Here is a 16,917-nt window from a genome sequence, read left to right as displayed (position 1 = left end):
CGGCAGATGGTGCCGTGCAGCCGGCGCCTGCAGCTGCGCCGACGGCGGGGCCGCAGCAGGACCCTGCACAGCGTCCAATGATGCAGCCGGACTTCCGCCCCGTCTACAAGGTGAAGTGCTATGCCGGGAACGTGGAGTACAAACTCCGCATCGACGCCGTGACGGGAACGGTGCTCTCGAGCAAGGCGGATGTGGACGACGATATTTTCTAAGGGATATTGATGCATAGAAAAACAGCGGCCGTGAGGGCCGCTGTTTTTCTATGCGCAGAAGTATCGACTCGAAAGCGCATGCGGGGAAGAACGCTCTGTGTGGGGCATGCACATCACCGCAGCAGGAAGAAGAGCGCCGGGTAGACGAGGAAGAAGAAGGCAATGCTCGTGGTGAGAAAGCCTGCAATGGTGTAATCGACGTTGAGATGATAGAGCTTTGCCGCGGTGACGGAGTTGATGGCGCCCGGCGTGACGGAGAAGACGAGGATGGCGCCGAGGAGAACGGGATCGCGGACGAACGGATAGGAGACTGCAAGCATAAATGCGGGGAGAATGAGAAAGCGCAGGGCGAAGAGATCGAGGGTATAGGGGGCATAGCGCCGCGCGCGGTGGAGATTTACGAGCGCGCCGACGGGGAGCATGCCGAACCATGCGCCGAAGTGGATGAGGCCTTCGAATGCCGTTTGGGCGGCAGGCGGGCGTTCGATGCCGGCCGCGTTGAGCGCAAGTCCTGCGGCCATGCCGAGGATGCTGAGCTGGTTCCACGAGAGGAAGATGTCGAGGAAATGCAGGCGGATCTTTCCGCCCCTGCCGTGATTCCTATGCTGGAGATAGTAATACTGCGCCATTGGAAAGACGGTGAGGACAAGCATGAGCGTCTGGAAGATCCCCATGATCTGCGCGTAGGCAAATCCCTGCTCGCCGTAGAGAATGAAGGCGCAGACACCGCCGAGGGTCGTGATGTTGGACATCATGGCATTGGCAAGGTAGGCGCCGCGGTCGAGGGGATTGTGGTACTTGCGGATAAAGAACGCCCAGCCGACGACGCCCGGGAAGAGGACGATGAGGATGCCGTAGATCGGGATCAGGGCGAGATCCCATGAGATGGGGAGCGTCCAGCAGCTCATGAGCGCGAGTATGGTGTAGATGACGATGACGTTCAGACGCAGGATGCGGCTGATGAGCACATCCGATATCCTGCCGTGCTGATGGAGCAGATAGCCGACGATAAGAGGGAGGAGCAGATCGGTAAAGAGATAGATGATGCGAAAGTCTGAGGTGTCCAAGCAAAGCGCTTCTTTCTAGCGAAACAGGAAAAAGACGGCGGGAAAGAGAACGATCAGATAGAGGACCGTCGTCACGAGGAAGACGGCGATTGTGTAGTCGACGTTCAGCTGATAGAGGCGCGCAGTCAGCGTCGCATTGATCGCCGCCGGAACGCTCGCAAAGATGACGAGCGCATTTCGGACGAGCGGGTCGCTGATGATGAGGCGGGCCGCAAAGAATGTGACGAGGGGGACGAGGAGGAAGCGGAGGAAGATCATGTCGAGCGTCAGATAGACGAAATGACGTGCGCGGCGGAAATTGATGAGAGAGCCGACCGGCAGCATGGCAAACCACGCGGAGACGTGGATGAGACAGCCGAACGCATCCGACAGGACGGGCGGCCGCACAACGCCGCCCGCATTCAGCAGAAGACCGGCGGCCATGCCGAGAATGCTGATCTGATTCCAGGAGACAAGCAGTCCGAAGAAACCGCGTCCCTCAAGGCGCGCACGGCGTCCGCGGTTTTTATGCAGGAGATAGTAGTACTGCGCGGCCGGGAATGCGAGGAGGACGAGGATGAGATTCTGGCAGGCGCCGCCGATCTGTGCGTACGCAAAGCCGCGCTCTCCGTAGATAATGTAGGCGCAGATGCCGCCGAGCGTGCCGATGTTTGACAGCAATGCGGAGATGAGGTGTGTGCCGCGGTCGATCGGACTGTGAAAGCGCCGCCCGAGAAAACGCCAGCTGATAAAGCCCGGAAAGAGAATGATAAACGCAAAGAATACCGGAAGGATGACGAGATCGCGCGTGAGCGGCAGTGCCCAGAAACTGAACAGTGAGAGCAGCGTGAAGAAGACGACGACATTGATGCGGATGAGCAGATTGACCGCCGCATCCGAGAGCAGGCGGCGCTGATAGAGCAGATAGCCGACGATGAGCGGCAGGATCAGATCGGTGCCGAGGTAGATCAGCCGCGTGTTGATTTCATTCATAACGCTCCCCTTACCTCCGTAAATACATCCTGTGACGGGTTCATCCTAGCACAAGTCAATTGCAATGTAAACTTTCTCAAGATTTTGATGGAAAAGACAGGAAAAGGAGAGAATGACGGCGAATAAGTATTTATATTGTACAGCATTTTGTTATGAGCCGCCGCGGTCGAGTCGGAGGACAAGGGTGTGAGGGGGAGCGTCGCCGGGCGCATCCCAGGAGGAGGGGACGTTACATGGCAGTGATAGACAAAGGTTTTGGCGCATATGACGTACGCGGCATCTATCCGGACGAGGTCAACGAGGAGCTTGCCTACCGCGTCGGGCGCAGTTTCCCCACGCTGTTCGGAGCGAAGAAGGTGGCCGTCGGACATGACATCCGCCTGTCCGGACCTGCGATCCGCGATGCGCTCACAAAGGGACTCACGGAAGCCGGCTGCGATGTCGTGGACATCGGGCAGTGCGGCACCGAGATGATCTACTTCGCAACGGCACATCTCGGCCTCGGCGGCGGCATCATGATCACGGCGAGTCACAATCCGAAGCAGTACAACGGCATGAAGTTCGTCCGTGCAGAGGCGCGTCCGATCTCGAGCGATACGGGACTCAAGGACATCGCGGCGATGGTCGTGGGCGAGACCTACCCTGCGCCTGCGGCGGTGCCCGGGAAGATCGAAAAGGCGGACGTGCTTGATGCCTATGTCAAACACATCCTTACCTACGTTGATGTGAGCAGGCTGAAGCCCTACAAGATCGTTGTCAATACGGGAAACGGCGCAGCGGGGCCGATCATCAACGCGATGGAAAAGTTCCTGCCGTTCGAGCTCGTCAAAGTCTACAACGAGCCGGACGGAAATTTCCCGAACGGCGTGCCGAACCCGATCCTGCAGGAGAACCGCGAGGCGACGGCGAAGGTCGTGCGTGAGACGGGCGCGGATTTCGGCGTGGCGTGGGACGGTGACTTCGATCGCTGCTTCCTCTTCGACGAGAAGGGGGGCTTCATCGAGGGCTACTATATGGTCGGTTTTTTGTCGGAAGCGTTCCTTAAAAAGAATAAAGGTGCGAGCATCATCTACGATCCGCGCCTCATCTGGAACACAATCGAGATTGCCGAGCAGCTTGGCGGCAAGCCCGTTATGTGCAAGAGCGGGCATGCGTTCATCAAGGACAAGATGCGCGAGGTCAATGCGATTTACGGCGGCGAGATGAGCGCACACCACTATTTCCGTGATTTCTCCTACTGCGACAGCGGTCAGATTCCATGGCTGCTCGTGGCGGAGCTGATGAGCGCGTCGGGCGGGAAAACGCTGTCCGAGCTCATGAAGGCGCGCATGGATCGTTTCCCGACTTCCGGTGAGGTCAACAGCACCGTATCTGATGCGAAGGCTGTCATGGACCGCATCGAGGCGAAATACGGCCCCGGGGGCAAGGTGACGAAGGTGGACGGGCTCTCGGTGGAGTTCGACAAATGGCGGTTCAATCTCCGCATGTCCAATACCGAGCCCGTTATTCGCCTGAACGTTGAGACGCGGCAGGATAAGGCGCTGCTGAAGGAAAAGACCGACGAGCTGCTTGCGGAGATTCGGGCCTGAGTGCAGGAAGGAGGCAGTGATGAGTCTTATACTGAAATCCGGATTTACATTCGACTATGACAATCTCTACGGCGAGGGCAAGGTAACGGATGCCGACCTTGCATTCTATGCGGAGGATCTGAAGAACGCGCACGAGGCAATGAAGGTCATGCGGGCGACGGGCTTTATCCGCGGACATCTCTCGAAGGACGGCGAACCGGAGAAGGTGCTGTTTTCGCAGACGCCCTACATCGCGGACGGACATATCAACTCGCCTGCGTCGATCGCACGGCTCAAGGAGTTCGGTGAATACGCCCGCAGGAACACGGACGTGGTGATCTCTCTCGGCATCGGCGGCTCCTTCCTCGGGAACAAGGTGCTGTTCGACGTACACTGCGGCGAGCTGTGGAACTCGCTCTCGAACGAGCAGCGCGATAACTATCCGCGCATCTACTTCAGCGGGAACAACATCGACCCGCGCCGCACGGGCGACATCATCCGTCATCTGAAGGATGTCGCGCAGATCAAAAAGACGCATGGCGGACAGCCGCTGCGCATCATGCTGCTCGTCATCTCGAAGTCGGGCGGAACACTCGACACGATGTCGAACTTCATGGTGATGTACGATGAATTTATGAAGGCAGACAATGTGGAGGTCGAGGTCGTTGCCGTTACCGATCCGAACGAGGAGAAGCCGACGCTTCTCAAGAAGCTCGCGATGGATATGGGATGGAAGCAGTTTGCCGTCCCCAACGGCGTCGGCGGCCGCTTCACCGTCTTTACCGAGGTCGGCCTTTCGCTCGCAGCATGCATAGGCTTTGACATCGGGAACTTCCTTGCCGGCGCCCGCGCGATGGACGAGGCGTGTCAGAACGATGACCTCTGGCAGAATCCTGCGATGCTCAATGCGGCGCTCAAGTTTGCTGCAGCCGAGAAGCACGGGCGCGACATCGAGGTCATGATGCCTTACGGCGACTACTTGAAGTCCGTCTCTGAGTGGTACATCCAGCTGCTTGCCGAGTCGCTCGGCAAGCAGTTCAACAAGGAAGGCAGGGAGGTCTGCTACGGGCGCACGCCGGTCGTTGCGGTCGGGACAACGGACATGCATGCGCAGACGCAGCAGCACCAGGAGGGCAAGCTCAACAAGGTGGTGCAGTTCATCCGCATCGATCAGTGGGCGGATGATCTGGTCATCCCGAATGCCTTCCCGAATGTGCAGAAACTTGCGGATATTGCGGGCGTTACGATGGGGGATGCGCTCGAGGTGGCCCGCCAGTCGAATGCGGACGCGCTTGCGTCGAACAAACGGTACAGCGCCGTATTCGCACTGCCGGAATTGAATGCGTATCATCTCGGCGAACTGCTCTATCTGCTTGCCATGTCCGTTGCCTATGAGGGGGAGCTGGCGGACGTGGATGCGTTCGACCAGCCGGGGGTCGAGGCGTACAAGCGCATCATGGGGCCGAAACTGCAGGCACTCAAGGGATAGAAGAGGGGGCGCTGCGCCCCGTATGAGGAGGGGCTGCTGCGGCAGTCCCTTTCTGTATGGACGGAGGTCATGGTGTTCGGCACATGGAGGGCATACATCGCGTCGCTTTCTGTGCGGCAGGCGGTTGTATTCGGCATTGTCATACTTGCCGCGGCGGGAGGGCTGTATCTCTCATGGGAGGATGCACCTGCACCTCCGGAGGTTCTGCATCATTTGGAACAGGCGCCTTCGCCGCATCTTGAGATCACGGGTCTTTCTGCGGCGGCGGAGCGCGTGCCCCTGCGCAACCCTTTTTCGGCGGCACATGAGAGTGCGGGAGAAGCCTTTGTATCTCCGCTGCCTGTACATGAAGCAATGCAGATGCCTCCCGCAGCGGCGGCTGCGGTCCCTGCGGCACCGGCAGAAAAGAAGGCTCCTGCTTTGCCGCTTGTCCTGCACGGCGTAGTGACCTCCGCAGACGGTACGCGCATCGCCGTTCTCGGACAGGGAGAAGAGGGCGCAGCGCTGACCGTGGGAGAAGAGTGGCACGGATACCGACTGGAAGGACTGACGGACACGACAGCGACGCTGCGTGCAGCATCCGGAACGGTTACACTGATGAGAGAGTAGGAATGTATGAGACAACGGATGACGATCGCTGCACTCGTGTGTATGATGCTTCTTTCTGTACCTGCGGCCGCTGCGCCTGTCACAATCAATGTGACGGGCGGGGATGTGCGCACTGTATTGCTTGCCGTCGCACGCATGGGGAATCTGCCGCTCATCGTCGATGACAGGGTTGACGGGACGGTGACGGCGCATTTGACCGGTGAGGCGGAGGAGGTGCTGCACCTCGTTGCCGCTGCGCGCGGCATTCATATCGAACGGCACGGGGGCGTCTTTCTCGCTTTCGGTGCGGATGCGCGCGGGGAGAATCGGCGCGTGCACACGTATGCGGTGCGCTTCGCCGATCCGGAGGAACTGGCGCATGCAGCAAATTTATCCCTTACCGGTGAAGGAAAACGCGCGATAGTGTCGAAAAATAATGATGAGAGAGAAAATGAGGGCTCAGATTCTGATTCTGACGCACAACAGCGCGTCCTTGTTGATACGGCGACAAATACGCTGCTCTTTTATGGGACGGAATCAGAGGCTCTTGCCGTGCGCGAAATTATCTCCGCGCTCGACAGGGAGCCGCAGCAGGTGTCGCTTGAGGCGCGTGTTGTGGCCATATCCAAGGAGGCGGCCAAGCAGCTCGGCGTCGACTGGTCGTGGTCATCTCTTCCGCAGTATCCCCGTGTCCAATATGATCGGGGAGGCAGCTGGCGGGTGGGAGAGCGCAATGCGGGGACCGGCGGGACAAGCGCACCGGGCATTATCCGATTTGGCAGAGGGCCGGAGGGACTTCCCTACGAGTTCTACTACTCTGCGGCGATTCGCGCCCTCATCACCGAGGGCAAGGCGAAGATGCTCGCGCGCCCGAATGTTACGACGATCCAAGGCCGTGAGGCGCTGATCAACATCGGTGCGGAGGTTCCTGTGCCGCGCGTGGCGACATCCAACAACGTCACGACAACCGGCATCGAGTACCGCGAGGCGGGAATTATCCTGCGCTATACGCCCCGCGTTACGGCAGACGGGAATATTGTGGCGCGTGTACACACGGAAGTCAGTACGCCCGTCTATGTCGAAGATCTGAAGGCGTATCGCTTTCAGAAGAGGAGTGCGGATACGACCGTTCGTCTGAAAAATGGAGAGACGATGGTCATCGGCGGACTCATCGACAGCGACGAATCACGTTCTCTCTCGAAGATTCCGTTTCTTGGGGATCTTCCCGTTCTCGGCGCATTTTTTCGCTCTGTGCGGACGAGCAGGACCGAGACCGAACTCATGATTTTTCTCACAGCGCATGTGCTGGATGAGACATAATGTATGAAGGCTGGACGGAAAAGAGGAGATCTAAGTGGCAATCAGGATTTTACTTGCAGATGATCACGCACTGCTGCGGCAAGGGATTAAGCGCGTGCTGAACTTCGAGGATGATCTCGAGGTCGTCGGCGAGGCAGAAGACGGGCAGGAAGCTCTCGCGCGAACGCTCATGCTGAAACCTGATATCCTCCTTCTCGATATCAACATGCCCGGGCTTACCGGACTTGACGTTACGAAGCAGCTTAAGCAGGCGCGCACACGGACAAAGATCATCGCGCTCACGATTCACGACAGCGACAACTATGTGCTCGAGCTCCTCAAGAACGGTGCGCTCGGCTATCTGCTCAAGGACGTGGAGCCGAGTGTGCTCATCAAGGCGATCCACATGGTCAACGAGGGCAACCCCTTCGTCTATCCGAAGCTGGCCGAGCGCCTCTTCGGCAGTACGGCGGTTTATGGAGATGTGAGCCGCATGGCGAAGGAGATCTGGGACGAGAGCCGCGGCGAACGCCTCACTCCACGCGAGATGGATGTCCTCGGCTGTATCGCAAAGGGCTTTTCCAATCAGGACATCGGCAAAGCACTGGGGCTGAGCGAAAAGACGGTTAAGAATCATTTGACCAGCATCTTTCACAAACTCAAGGTCAACGACCGCACGCAGGCGCTTGTCTATGTGCTCAAAAATAAAATTGTCACATTGGAATAATAGGAAGAAGCGGCGTACATCCGTAAAATGATGTACGCCGCTCTTTTTATGTATGATTGAAAAATATATCATTTGTTGCCCCGAAGGGAACGTGCTATAATATTCCGCATAAGAGGTGAAATTTATGCTGGAAGTCATTGAAGGGCTGATGATTCCGTTCGTTGGGACGACACTCGGTGCGGGCTGCGTGTTCTTTCTGAAGGACGCGCTGAACCGCAGTGTGCAGCGCGGGCTGACCGGGTTCGCCGCAGGCATTATGGTCGCGGCGTCAATCTGGAGCCTTTTGATCCCGGCGATGGAGGGTGCCGCCGATATGGGATCATTTGCCTTCATCCCGGCGGTTGCGGGATTCTGGGCAGGGACGCTCTTCCTCCTGCTGCTCGATCATATCATCCCGCATCTGCATATGAATGCGAAGAAAGCCGAGGGACCGCACAGCCGTCTCTCACGGACGACGATGCTCGTGCTTGCTGTGACTCTGCATAATATTCCCGAGGGCATGGCCGTCGGCGCCATCTATGCCGGCTGGCTGAGCGGGAGTGAGGGGATTACGCTCGGCGCAGCACTTGCGCTCTCGCTCGGCATCGCGCTCCAGAACTTTCCCGAAGGGGCGATTATCTCGATGCCTCTGCGTGCGGCAGGGATGGGAAAATGGCGCGCTTTCGGCGGCGGCGTTCTCTCCGGTGCGGTCGAGCCGATCGGCGGTGCGCTTACGATTCTTGCGACGGCGATTATCGTGCCGATACTGCCCTATGCACTTGCATTTGCGGCCGGCGCGATGCTCTATGTTGTCGTGGAGGAATTGATTCCGGAGATGAGCGAGGGCACGCATTCGGATGTCGGCGTCATTTCGTTCGCCGCGGGATTCTCACTCATGATGATGCTCGATGTAGCATTGGGATAATAAGCAGAAAAAGAGCCGCCGGCATTAGTCCGGCGGCTCTTTTTCCTGGAAAGGGATGCCGCAGATCAGGAAAACCTGCGGCTTGAGAAATGGGATGTAAGGGTATTTTCCTTACAAGAGGAACGCAGGGAAACGTTCCTATAAGAGGGATGATCAACGGGGGAAAATGTCGGGGAGGACGTTTCGCGGTTCCCGTTGACAGTTTGTATTATAGCACATTTTTTTTGAAAATTGTGTGACCCGAGTCACATAATACAAAATAAGAATGAAATTCAGTAAAAACTTTTGCGTTCTATATGGTTTTCAGATGTCTTTAAAAAATATCGGAAAAGACACGGATAATCGCTCCGGGGAGGCGGCTCCTGCATTGCTTTTTCCTATGAAAAATCGTATAATGACAGATAAGAGTTATCAGGGAGAATGCAGGGAAGATCGTGTATTCGGGGGGATGCTCGGGTTGTTTGGTGATGAGGAGGAATATTCATGCGTGATTACTTAAGAATTGCCCAGGTTATCGGTCGTGAGATCATCGACTCGCGCGGCAATCCGACAGTCGAAGCGGAGGTCGTTCTCGAAGACGGTTCGATCGGCCGCGGCGCATCTCCCTCGGGGGCATCGACGGGGGAGTTCGAGGCACTCGAGCTGCGTGACGGCGACAAGGCGAAATTCGGCGGCAAAGGAGTTTCTAAGGCTGTCAAGAATGTAAATGAAAAGATCGCTCCCGCGCTTGCGGGCCTCGAGGCATGTGATATCTACGCGGTCGATCAGGCGATGTTCGATCTGGACGGTACGAAGGACAAGTCCAAGCTCGGTGCGAATGCGATCCTTGCTGTTTCGATTGCGGCATCGGATGCGGCGGCGAAGTCTGAGGATATCCCTCTCTATCGCTTCTTCGGCGGCCTTCAGGCAAACGTTCTGCCCGTGCCGATGATGAACATCCTCAACGGCGGCGCGCACGCAACGAACTCCGTGGATACGCAGGAGTTCATGGTTATGCCGGCGGGGGCTCCCACGTTCCGTGAGGCGCTGCGCTGGTCGACGGAGGTGTTTCACGCTCTGCAGGCGCTCCTCAAGAAGGAAGGAAAGACGACGGCGGTCGGCGACGAGGGCGGATTTGCTCCGGATCTGGACTCCGATGAAGATACGATCGAGCATATCCTCAAGGCGATCGAGAATGCCGGCTACAAGCCCGGTACGGATTTCGTTCTCGCAATGGATGCGGCCTCGTCTGAGTGGAAGGACCGCGAGAAGGGCAAGGGCTTCTATCATCAGCCGAAGTCCGGCAAGAAATTTACGTCGGATGATCTCATCAAGCATTGGGAGTCGCTTATCAACCAGTTCCCGATTTACTCCATCGAGGATGGTCTCGATGAGGAGGACTGGGACGGCTGGAAGGCGATGACGAAGGCGCTCGGGCACAAAGTTCAGCTCGTCGGCGATGATCTCTTCGTCACGAATACGGAGCGCCTGAAGAAGGGCATCGAGCTCGGCGCGGGCAACTCCATTCTTATCAAGCTCAACCAGATCGGCTCCGTCTCCGAGACGCTCGAGGCGATCAAGATGGCGCACAAGGCAGGCTACACGGCGGTTACGTCGCATCGCTCAGGCGAGACGGAGGACACGACGATTGCCGATCTCGCGGTCGCGCTCAATACGGGACAGATCAAGACGGGCGCACCGTCGCGTTCCGAGCGCGTGGCAAAGTACAACCAGCTCCTGCGCATTGAGGAAGAGCTCGGCAGCAGCGCAGTCTATCCGGGCAAGCGCGCATTCAACTTCACAAAGTAATATCTTTCGTTTCGGATAGAAAAATCCCCCGCTGCTGCGGGGGATTTTTCTATCCGAGGACGCCGGTGTCACTCAGAGGACCTCCACGATCTCCGTTGCGCTCTTGCGCTGCGGATGACGCGGAGAGGGGAGACCCTTCTCGGTCGGGTAGCCGACGGGGAAGAGCGCGATGAGATCATAGTCCGCCATTGCGGGGAATGCTTTCTTCAGCTTCGGTGCGTCGAAGTGTCCGACCCATGTCGAGCGGAGGCCTTCGTTGTGGATGGCGAGCATGATGTGCGTCGCGACGATAGAGGCGTCGACATCGGCGAAGTTGCGTTCATCATAGGAGCGCACCCATGCTTCATTTGCTTTTCCTCCGACGACGAGAAAGACACCGGCACCGAAGGTATAGTTCGTTGCCTCCGCGAGTTTTGCACGGGCGGCGGGGCTCTGGATCGCCCAGACCTTAAACGGTTGTTTGTTGACGGCCGTCGGCGCAAGGCGTGCTGCTTCGAAGATGCGGCCTAAGACATCGTGCGGAATCTCCCGATCTGAAAGCGCGCGGCAGGAGAAACGATCACGAATGAGCTCATTGAATTCCATAATACTTCCTCCTTCATTTACTCATTCATTACTGATATTAGTATATCACATATGGCAAGAGGAATATGTTTCCGCAGAACGGGAAATCACGGATATGAAGTTCATTTTACCAGTGATTCCTTAAGAAAGATGTGCTATGATAACAAACAATATCATGGAGAATGAGGTGGATGATGCGAAAGAAATTATGTGTGGTACTTGCCGCGCTTACCATAACAACGGGAATTTTTTTCCCGCCCGCGCGTGCGGAGGCGATTGACGCGTGGGGGATTGCGGCGCAGGCGCTCGGTGTCCTCGGTGCATATCACTCCGCACTCGGCGCAGTGCTCGCGCTCGGCAATGATGTGAACGCGCAGGTGCAGAGCGAGCGGCAGGACATCGCAGAGAATGGGCGCACGCACAATGCACGCGACACCGTGCTGATCGACACCATCATGCAGCGGCTCGTGCGGGACGGCGACTATGTCCTCCGCGTAAACTCGCTGCCCTTTACATGGGCAGTGACAGACAGCTCCGTATTCAATGCTGCCTGCTATCCGACGGACTATGTGAGCATCAACCGCGGACTGATCCGCGGGCTCAATGGAAATGTGGACGAGCTTGCCGCGGTGCTCGGGCATGAGATGACGCACGGCATTCGCCAGCACAGCGCGCACAACTACGCAAAGGCGGCAGCGCAGTTCTACGGGCTCAGCTTTCTCAATATGGACGCAGGTCTGATGGACTGGAACAAGCTCAACGCACTCGTGGGCTACTCCGTTGCAAAAAATGTTACCCTGCCCTCAGAATATGAGGCCGACGAGGGGGGCTTCCGCATCATGACGAGTGCGGGCTTTAACCCCGGCGGCGGCGCAGCGGCGATGGCGCGCATGGGATACTACCTGACCTATGTGACGCAGGAACTCGCGGAGTATCAGGACCCGACGCAAAAAAATCTGCCGCAGGATGATTTTTCGGATCACCCGGCAACAGAGCGGCGCGAAGAAAAGCTCGCCGGCTTTATGACTGATTACAGCGCGGGCCATGTGACGGTTGTAGATCGAAAGACCATATGCATCGACGGGACGCCGCTCCTCACGGTGACGTGGACCGATGAGGAGTATGACAACAGTCCCGAGAACGCCTATCTCGCTGCGGGTGCGCTCGCGCGTGCCTTTCATGACTATGACTCCCCGGCGGAGTGGGGCCTCTCGGTCACGCGTGACGGCGGCGCTGTGCTCAGCGGTGATCCGCGTGTGAATGAGCTGCTCGTGTATTTCCTCGCGAAGGAGAAAGCCGGCGCGCGCCTTGTGGAACTCGTGCATCATGCCTATGCGGGAGAGGCGCAGAGCGGGGCGCGGGAAAAGCTGCGCGCGGAGGAGAAAACACGCGCAGACGCGCGCGCAGCAGAGCGTGCGGCAGTCGAGAATGCCGATGCGAAGGCGATCAAGAAGATGCGTGAGAACAGCGACGCATACAGCGACTATGGCGACAGTGAACGAGCGCTCATGCTCATGGAGCGTGTCTTTGCCTCGCCGCATGACGAGAGCCGCGCAGTCAGCTACGTTATCCGTGCGCGTGCCTATGCGGTCCGAGGGGATTGGACGCGGGCGCGGGCGGACGCAGACAAGGGGGTCGCCGAGGATCCGAAGGACGTCTACACATGGCTGAACCGGTCGGATGTGCTCCGCATGATGGGCGACCGCGATGGGGCGCTTGCCGACGCGATGAAGGCCATCGAAACGGATGCGAAGAATCCGTATGGCTATCTGATTGCGGCGGAGCTCTACGATGAGATGGGCGAACAGGAGCAGGCACGCACGTATTTTGCAAAACTCTATGCCGTTGAGCCGAAGGCAGTTGGCAGGATCCCGGACGCGTATTTGGAATCCGTGGACAAGCGCGCCTATGAGAAGCGGATCAAGGAGCAGAAGAAAGTGCGCGAGGAAAACGAAAAGTCTCTGCGTGAGAAGGCAGACAAAAAAAGCCGCCCGGCAGACGGCGGCAAATAAAAAGGGCGCGGCAGAGCCGCGCCTTTCATATTATGCACATCTGCGCCAAAGAGCGTAGCAGAGTGCGCCAAGGGCAATGACGAACACATCAACGACACTGTATGTGAACGCGTAGCCGCAGGTGACGGCAACAACGCCAAGTCCTGCGGCAGCAAGTCCGACGCTGATATCCAGCGACCAGAAGTAAGTTGCGGTCGCAACGCCCGCACGCGCAGGCGGAGCGCTGCGCACGGCAAGTGTTTGGAGTGCAGGGGTGACCGCGCCGAAACCGATGCCGAGGAGCAGTGCGGCAGCGATCAGCCCGGAGAGTTCTGTGATGCTGCCGAGGAGGGCCATTCCTCCGGCAAAGAGGAGAAGCCCCGGGCAGACGGTGTAATCCGGGCCCTTTTGGTCAAAGATACGTCCGATGAAGGGGCGCGTCACGAGAATTGCGCCCGCATAGCATGCGTAGAAGAGGCTCGTCTCTGCGGCGAGCCCGAGACTGCGCGTATAAAGTGGGATGAAGGTAAGCACGCTGCCGTAGGCAAAGAAGAGAATGCCTGCGATGAGAGCGGGCGCCATTGCACGGCGCTCAATGAACGTGCTTACGGAAATCGTGCACGCGGTTCGCTGCGGCAGTATAACCGCATCCGGCAGATCGTGCATTCCGCCGGCGGCAATTGAGAGTGCGGCGAGGGCGCTGAGCGTAAAGAAGAGCACGGTCGCTGAGAAATGCTCCATCATCAAAAGTCCGATCATCGGGCCGATGACCATCGCAAGATTTGTCGAGAGGGCAAAGTATCCGATGCCCTCTCCCTTGCGTGCAGGCGGGAGGATGAGTGCCGTAAGCGCCGCCGCCGTTGTCGTCGACACGGCGAAGATGATGCCGTGGAGCAGGCGGAGTCCGTAAAGGACCGAGAGTGCCGCAGCAAAGGCGAATGCAGTCATGACGAGGAAGAAAAGGACGGTGATCCCGATCATGAGGCGCCGTTTATTGACCGCGTCGATGAGGATCCCCGCCCAAGGACGCGCAGCGACCGTACCGATCTGGAAGAATGTCATGGCGAGCCCCGCTTCCACATCGCCGCCGCCGTACTCCGTCATGATGATGATGGGCAGCGCCGCGATCATAGCATACTGCGTGACGTAGATGAGGAAATTGCTCAGGCTCAGACCGAGGAATTCGCGTGTCCAGAGCGCTTCACTCCTTATACTTTTCATGGGACGACCTTTCGTTTTCTGATGGTACGGCTGCGTGCTGTGTATGTGACCATTTTTCAATATACTACGGAGAATATATCATGTAAAGGAAAACGTGCTTGCTTTTTTTATCGGGGACTTCGGCGCGGCATCGTCGCCTTTGGGGTTCCATGTGTTTAAGAAAATGGTTTGATCACAACCGGAAAATTGACATCAAAAAACGCCATTCCGAATGGAACGGCGTTTTTGATATCTTACTGTGCCAGCGCGTTGACCTTTTTGGCAAGACGCGACTTCTTGCGCGCTGCAGCGTTCTTATGGTAGACGTTGTTTGCAGCCGCTTGATCGATGGACTTGTATGCCGCAACGAGGAGGGTTTTCGCCTCATCCGCATTGCCGGCGGCGACAGCGTCATTGACGCTGCGGATCGCACGGCGGACGCGCGTCTTCTCTGCAACATTGCGCGCGCGGCGCTTGGCGTCAGACTTTACACTCAGAATAGATGCCTTGATGTTTGGCAAATCGTTCACCCCCTCGACTGAAAATGTACTGAGCCATTCTATCACACGGGTGCAGAAAATGCAATATTTTTTTCTTTCTTCGCGACTGTGAGCAGGAGCGCCGCATTCACGACGACGAAGAGCGAGCCCGCGTTGTGCCAGAGCGCCCCCGTCGCGGGAGTCAGGATGCCGGCAGCCGACAGGCCGAGCGCGATGAAGTTGATTGCAAGGCCAAAGATAATATTTTGCTGTATTTTTTTCATTGTGCGGTGCGCCATGCGGATAAGCGCGGGCAGGCGGCGGATGTCATCGCTGACGAGTACCGCGTCTGCCGACGCGACGGCGATGTCGGAGCCGATGCCGCCCATGGCGATGCCGGCATAGGCGGATCTCAGGGCCAGTGCGTCGTTGACGCCGTCACCGACCATAGCGATGAACGGTCCTCTGCGTTCGATGTGTTTCATCTTTTCGTCCGGCAGGAGATCGCTTTGGATTTCTGTAATGCCTGCCTGTGTGCCGATATGCTCTGCGACGCGCGCATTGTCGCCGGTGAGGAGAAGCGGGGTGAGGCCGAGATGGCGCAGCGAGGTGATGGCCTTCGGCGTATCGCTGCGGATGCAGTCTGCCAGGGCGATCATGCCGACGATTTTGTCATCGGCTGCGACAGCGCTGACGCTTGCTCCATCCTGTGTGTACCGCACCGTAAAATCCAAGGCAGATTCCGGGAGTGAAAAGAGCGTCGGTTTTCCGACCGTGATGCCCTTGCCGCCCACTTTTGCAGAGATGCCCTTTCCTGCGAGAACCTGTGCTCCGGATACGGCGGGAAGAGGCTCTCCCGTATTCCGCCAAGCAGCGGTGACGGCGCGCCCGAGCGGATGCTCGGAATGCTGTTCGGCCGCGGCGGCGAGGCGGAGAATATCCCGCTCCGCGTATGCATCAGAGAGAGACTGTACGGCGATCACGGACGGGGTGCCGCTGGTCAGCGTCCCCGTCTTGTCAAAGGCGATCGTATCTACTTTGGCAAGGCGTTCAAGAGCATCTGCCCTCCGGATCAGAATGCCGCGCTGCGTGAGGTTGGCGATTGCAGCTGCGACGGCGGTCGGCGTCGCCAGGACGAGCGCGCAGGGGCAGAAAACAACGAGTGCGGTGACCGCGCGGATGAACTCCCCCGTGCCCCACCAGATTGCGCCTGCACAGACGAGTGCAGCGAGGACGAGGCGGGATGCCCAGCGGTCGGCGAGGCGGACGATGGGGGCCTTCTTGGCATCGACATCGCGTGCCAGCGCGATCATGCGCTGGAGGGAGGAATCCGCGCCGGTCCGCTCCGCACGCATCGTGAAGATGCCATAGGTGTTGATCGTACCGCTCATGAGCGCATCGCCCGGATGTTTGTCGACGGGGAGGGATTCTCCCGTCATCATCGATGCGTCGACGGCGGACTCTCCCTCGGTTAGAATGCCGTCGACGGGGATCGCCTCGCCCGCATGAATCCGAAGCAAATCGCCGCGGCGAATCTCGTCAACGGGCAGAAGGGACTCTTTCCCATCGCGGAGGACATGCGCTGTCTGCGGGACGTATTGGAGCAGGCTCTCGATGCCCTGCCGCGCGCGGTCCACCGTCCAGTCCTCGAGCAGGGTACCGAGCTGCATGATGAGGGCAACCTCGCCTGCGGCGAAGTATTCCTCCGTCACGATGGCCGCAATGAGCGCGATGGAGACGAGAACGCCCGCGCGGATGTCAAAGCCGTTTAGAATACCGCGCCCGGCGACGTGGAGTATGGGAACGCCGCAGAGTATGATCGCGGCCCACGCGGGATCAAAGCCAAGCATCTGCTCCGCACCGCCGAAGAAACTCAGTGCGAGTGCCGGGAGTGACACGATCGCGCAGGCGAAGGTGGGACGCGGCGCGCTTTTGAGCCATTCATGAAGCATATAGAAACCTCCCTGGTGAGATGTGCATCTGCAAAACAGAACTTGTTTCAGTTCTGGACATATAGTACAATAAGTGCGAAACAATCGTAAGAAACAGTTCGCCGAAAATGTTCGTTA

General features: G+C 58.1%; 15 protein-coding genes. 9 read left to right on the top strand and 6 right to left on the bottom strand.

The window, feature by feature from the left end:
• The coding region (locus HMPREF7545_RS10325) for a PepSY domain-containing protein (protein ID WP_006693694.1) at positions 1 to 212 on the top strand (212 nt) is incomplete at its 5' end.
• Between the two features lie 113 nt (positions 213 to 325).
• Here HMPREF7545_RS10325 and HMPREF7545_RS00490 read toward each other — a convergent pair.
• Together HMPREF7545_RS00490 and HMPREF7545_RS00485 are read right to left on the bottom strand one after the other, a co-directional pair.
• The gene (locus tag HMPREF7545_RS00490) at positions 326 to 1,279 is read right to left on the bottom strand and encodes an AEC family transporter (RefSeq protein WP_006693693.1); all 954 of its coding nucleotides are present in this window, start codon (positions 1,277 to 1,279) and stop codon (positions 326 to 328) included.
• A gap of 15 nt (positions 1,280 to 1,294) precedes the next feature.
• Positions 1,295 to 2,251 carry an AEC family transporter gene (locus HMPREF7545_RS00485; RefSeq protein WP_006693692.1) on the bottom strand — a complete coding sequence of 319 codons (957 nt, stop codon included), beginning with the start codon at positions 2,249 to 2,251 and terminating at the stop codon, positions 1,295 to 1,297.
• A gap of 233 nt (positions 2,252 to 2,484) precedes the next feature.
• On the opposite strand from HMPREF7545_RS00485, the gene HMPREF7545_RS00480 reads away from it, so the two are divergent.
• The 7 genes from HMPREF7545_RS00480 to eno all read left to right on the top strand — a co-directional run bounded on the left by HMPREF7545_RS00480 (position 2,485) and on the right by eno (position 10,614).
• Positions 2,485 to 3,840: a phosphohexomutase domain-containing protein gene (locus HMPREF7545_RS00480; protein WP_006693690.1), complete on the top strand. Its 1,356-nt coding sequence runs from the start codon at positions 2,485 to 2,487 to the stop codon at positions 3,838 to 3,840.
• A gap of 19 nt (positions 3,841 to 3,859) precedes the next feature.
• Positions 3,860 to 5,308, top strand: coding sequence for a glucose-6-phosphate isomerase (locus HMPREF7545_RS00475; RefSeq protein ID WP_006693689.1), 1,449 nt, complete (start codon positions 3,860 to 3,862; stop codon positions 5,306 to 5,308).
• 69 nt (positions 5,309 to 5,377) lie between these two features.
• Positions 5,378 to 5,917 (top strand): hypothetical protein, encoded by a 540-nt coding sequence (locus tag HMPREF7545_RS00470; protein ID WP_006693688.1) that lies wholly within the window; start codon positions 5,378 to 5,380, stop codon positions 5,915 to 5,917.
• 6 nt (positions 5,918 to 5,923) lie between these two features.
• Positions 5,924 to 7,216, top strand: a complete 1,293-nt coding sequence (locus tag HMPREF7545_RS00465; protein WP_040571063.1) for a secretin N-terminal domain-containing protein — start codon at positions 5,924 to 5,926, stop codon at positions 7,214 to 7,216.
• 34 nt (positions 7,217 to 7,250) lie between these two features.
• Complete coding sequence (locus HMPREF7545_RS00460) at positions 7,251 to 7,922, top strand: response regulator (RefSeq protein WP_006693686.1); 672 nt, start codon at positions 7,251 to 7,253, stop codon at positions 7,920 to 7,922.
• A 124-nt stretch (positions 7,923 to 8,046) separates the two neighbouring features.
• The gene (locus tag HMPREF7545_RS00455; protein WP_006693685.1) at positions 8,047 to 8,826 is read left to right on the top strand and encodes a ZIP family metal transporter; all 780 of its coding nucleotides are present in this window, start codon (positions 8,047 to 8,049) and stop codon (positions 8,824 to 8,826) included.
• A gap of 483 nt (positions 8,827 to 9,309) precedes the next feature.
• Positions 9,310 to 10,614, top strand: a complete 1,305-nt coding sequence (eno, locus tag HMPREF7545_RS00450) for a phosphopyruvate hydratase (RefSeq protein WP_006693683.1) — start codon at positions 9,310 to 9,312, stop codon at positions 10,612 to 10,614.
• Positions 10,615 to 10,686: 72 nt separating this feature from the next.
• On the opposite strand, the gene HMPREF7545_RS00445 is transcribed toward eno, so the two are convergent.
• On the bottom strand, positions 10,687 to 11,199 hold the full coding sequence (locus HMPREF7545_RS00445) for a nitroreductase family protein (RefSeq protein WP_006693682.1): 513 nt from the start codon (positions 11,197 to 11,199) through the stop codon (positions 10,687 to 10,689).
• Between the two features lie 173 nt (positions 11,200 to 11,372).
• Here HMPREF7545_RS00445 and HMPREF7545_RS00440 point away from each other — a divergent pair, with 173 nt between their 5' ends.
• Positions 11,373 to 13,190, top strand: coding sequence for a M48 family metalloprotease (locus HMPREF7545_RS00440; RefSeq protein ID WP_040571100.1), 1,818 nt, complete (start codon positions 11,373 to 11,375; stop codon positions 13,188 to 13,190).
• Positions 13,191 to 13,220: 30 nt separating this feature from the next.
• Here HMPREF7545_RS00440 and HMPREF7545_RS00435 read toward each other — a convergent pair whose 3' ends face one another.
• The 3 genes from HMPREF7545_RS00435 to HMPREF7545_RS00425 all read right to left on the bottom strand — a co-directional run bounded on the left by HMPREF7545_RS00435 (position 13,221) and on the right by HMPREF7545_RS00425 (position 16,800).
• Positions 13,221 to 14,390: an MFS transporter gene (locus HMPREF7545_RS00435; RefSeq protein WP_006693680.1), complete on the bottom strand. Its 1,170-nt coding sequence runs from the start codon at positions 14,388 to 14,390 to the stop codon at positions 13,221 to 13,223.
• 233 nt (positions 14,391 to 14,623) lie between these two features.
• On the bottom strand, positions 14,624 to 14,890 hold the full coding sequence (rpsT, locus tag HMPREF7545_RS00430) for a 30S ribosomal protein S20 (protein WP_006693343.1): 267 nt from the start codon (positions 14,888 to 14,890) through the stop codon (positions 14,624 to 14,626).
• A gap of 41 nt (positions 14,891 to 14,931) precedes the next feature.
• Entirely contained in the window at positions 14,932 to 16,800 is a 1,869-nt protein-coding gene (locus HMPREF7545_RS00425) for a heavy metal translocating P-type ATPase (protein WP_006693678.1), read from the bottom strand.
• Between the last annotated feature and the right edge of the window lie 117 nt (positions 16,801 to 16,917).

The sequence above is a fragment of the Centipeda noxia ATCC 43541 genome (assembly GCF_000160555.1).
GTDB lineage: Bacteria > Bacillota > Negativicutes > Selenomonadales > Selenomonadaceae > Centipeda > Centipeda noxia.
Note: the sequence above shows the minus strand (reverse complement) of the source record. Positions and strands in the feature narration are given on the sequence as shown.

Excerpts from the sequence above, each read along its gene's own strand:
- HMPREF7545_RS00475 (WP_006693689.1), top strand. The coding sequence starts at position 3,860 with ATGAGTCTTATACTGAAATCCGGATTTACATTCGACTATGACAATCTC.
- HMPREF7545_RS00485 (WP_006693692.1), bottom strand. The coding sequence starts at position 2,251 with ATGAATGAAATCAACACGCGGCTGATCTACCTCGGCACCGATCTGATC.
- HMPREF7545_RS00455 (WP_006693685.1), top strand. The coding sequence starts at position 8,047 with ATGCTGGAAGTCATTGAAGGGCTGATGATTCCGTTCGTTGGGACGACA.
- HMPREF7545_RS00470 (WP_006693688.1), top strand. The coding sequence starts at position 5,378 with ATGGTGTTCGGCACATGGAGGGCATACATCGCGTCGCTTTCTGTGCGG.
- HMPREF7545_RS00445 (WP_006693682.1), bottom strand. The coding sequence starts at position 11,199 with ATGGAATTCAATGAGCTCATTCGTGATCGTTTCTCCTGCCGCGCGCTT.
- HMPREF7545_RS00480 (WP_006693690.1), top strand. The coding sequence starts at position 2,485 with ATGGCAGTGATAGACAAAGGTTTTGGCGCATATGACGTACGCGGCATC.
- HMPREF7545_RS00440 (WP_040571100.1), top strand. The coding sequence starts at position 11,373 with ATGCGAAAGAAATTATGTGTGGTACTTGCCGCGCTTACCATAACAACG.
- HMPREF7545_RS00435 (WP_006693680.1), bottom strand. The coding sequence starts at position 14,390 with ATGAAAAGTATAAGGAGTGAAGCGCTCTGGACACGCGAATTCCTCGGT.
- eno (WP_006693683.1), top strand. The coding sequence starts at position 9,310 with ATGCGTGATTACTTAAGAATTGCCCAGGTTATCGGTCGTGAGATCATC.
- HMPREF7545_RS00465 (WP_040571063.1), top strand. The coding sequence starts at position 5,924 with ATGAGACAACGGATGACGATCGCTGCACTCGTGTGTATGATGCTTCTT.
- HMPREF7545_RS00425 (WP_006693678.1), bottom strand. The coding sequence starts at position 16,800 with ATGCTTCATGAATGGCTCAAAAGCGCGCCGCGTCCCACCTTCGCCTGC.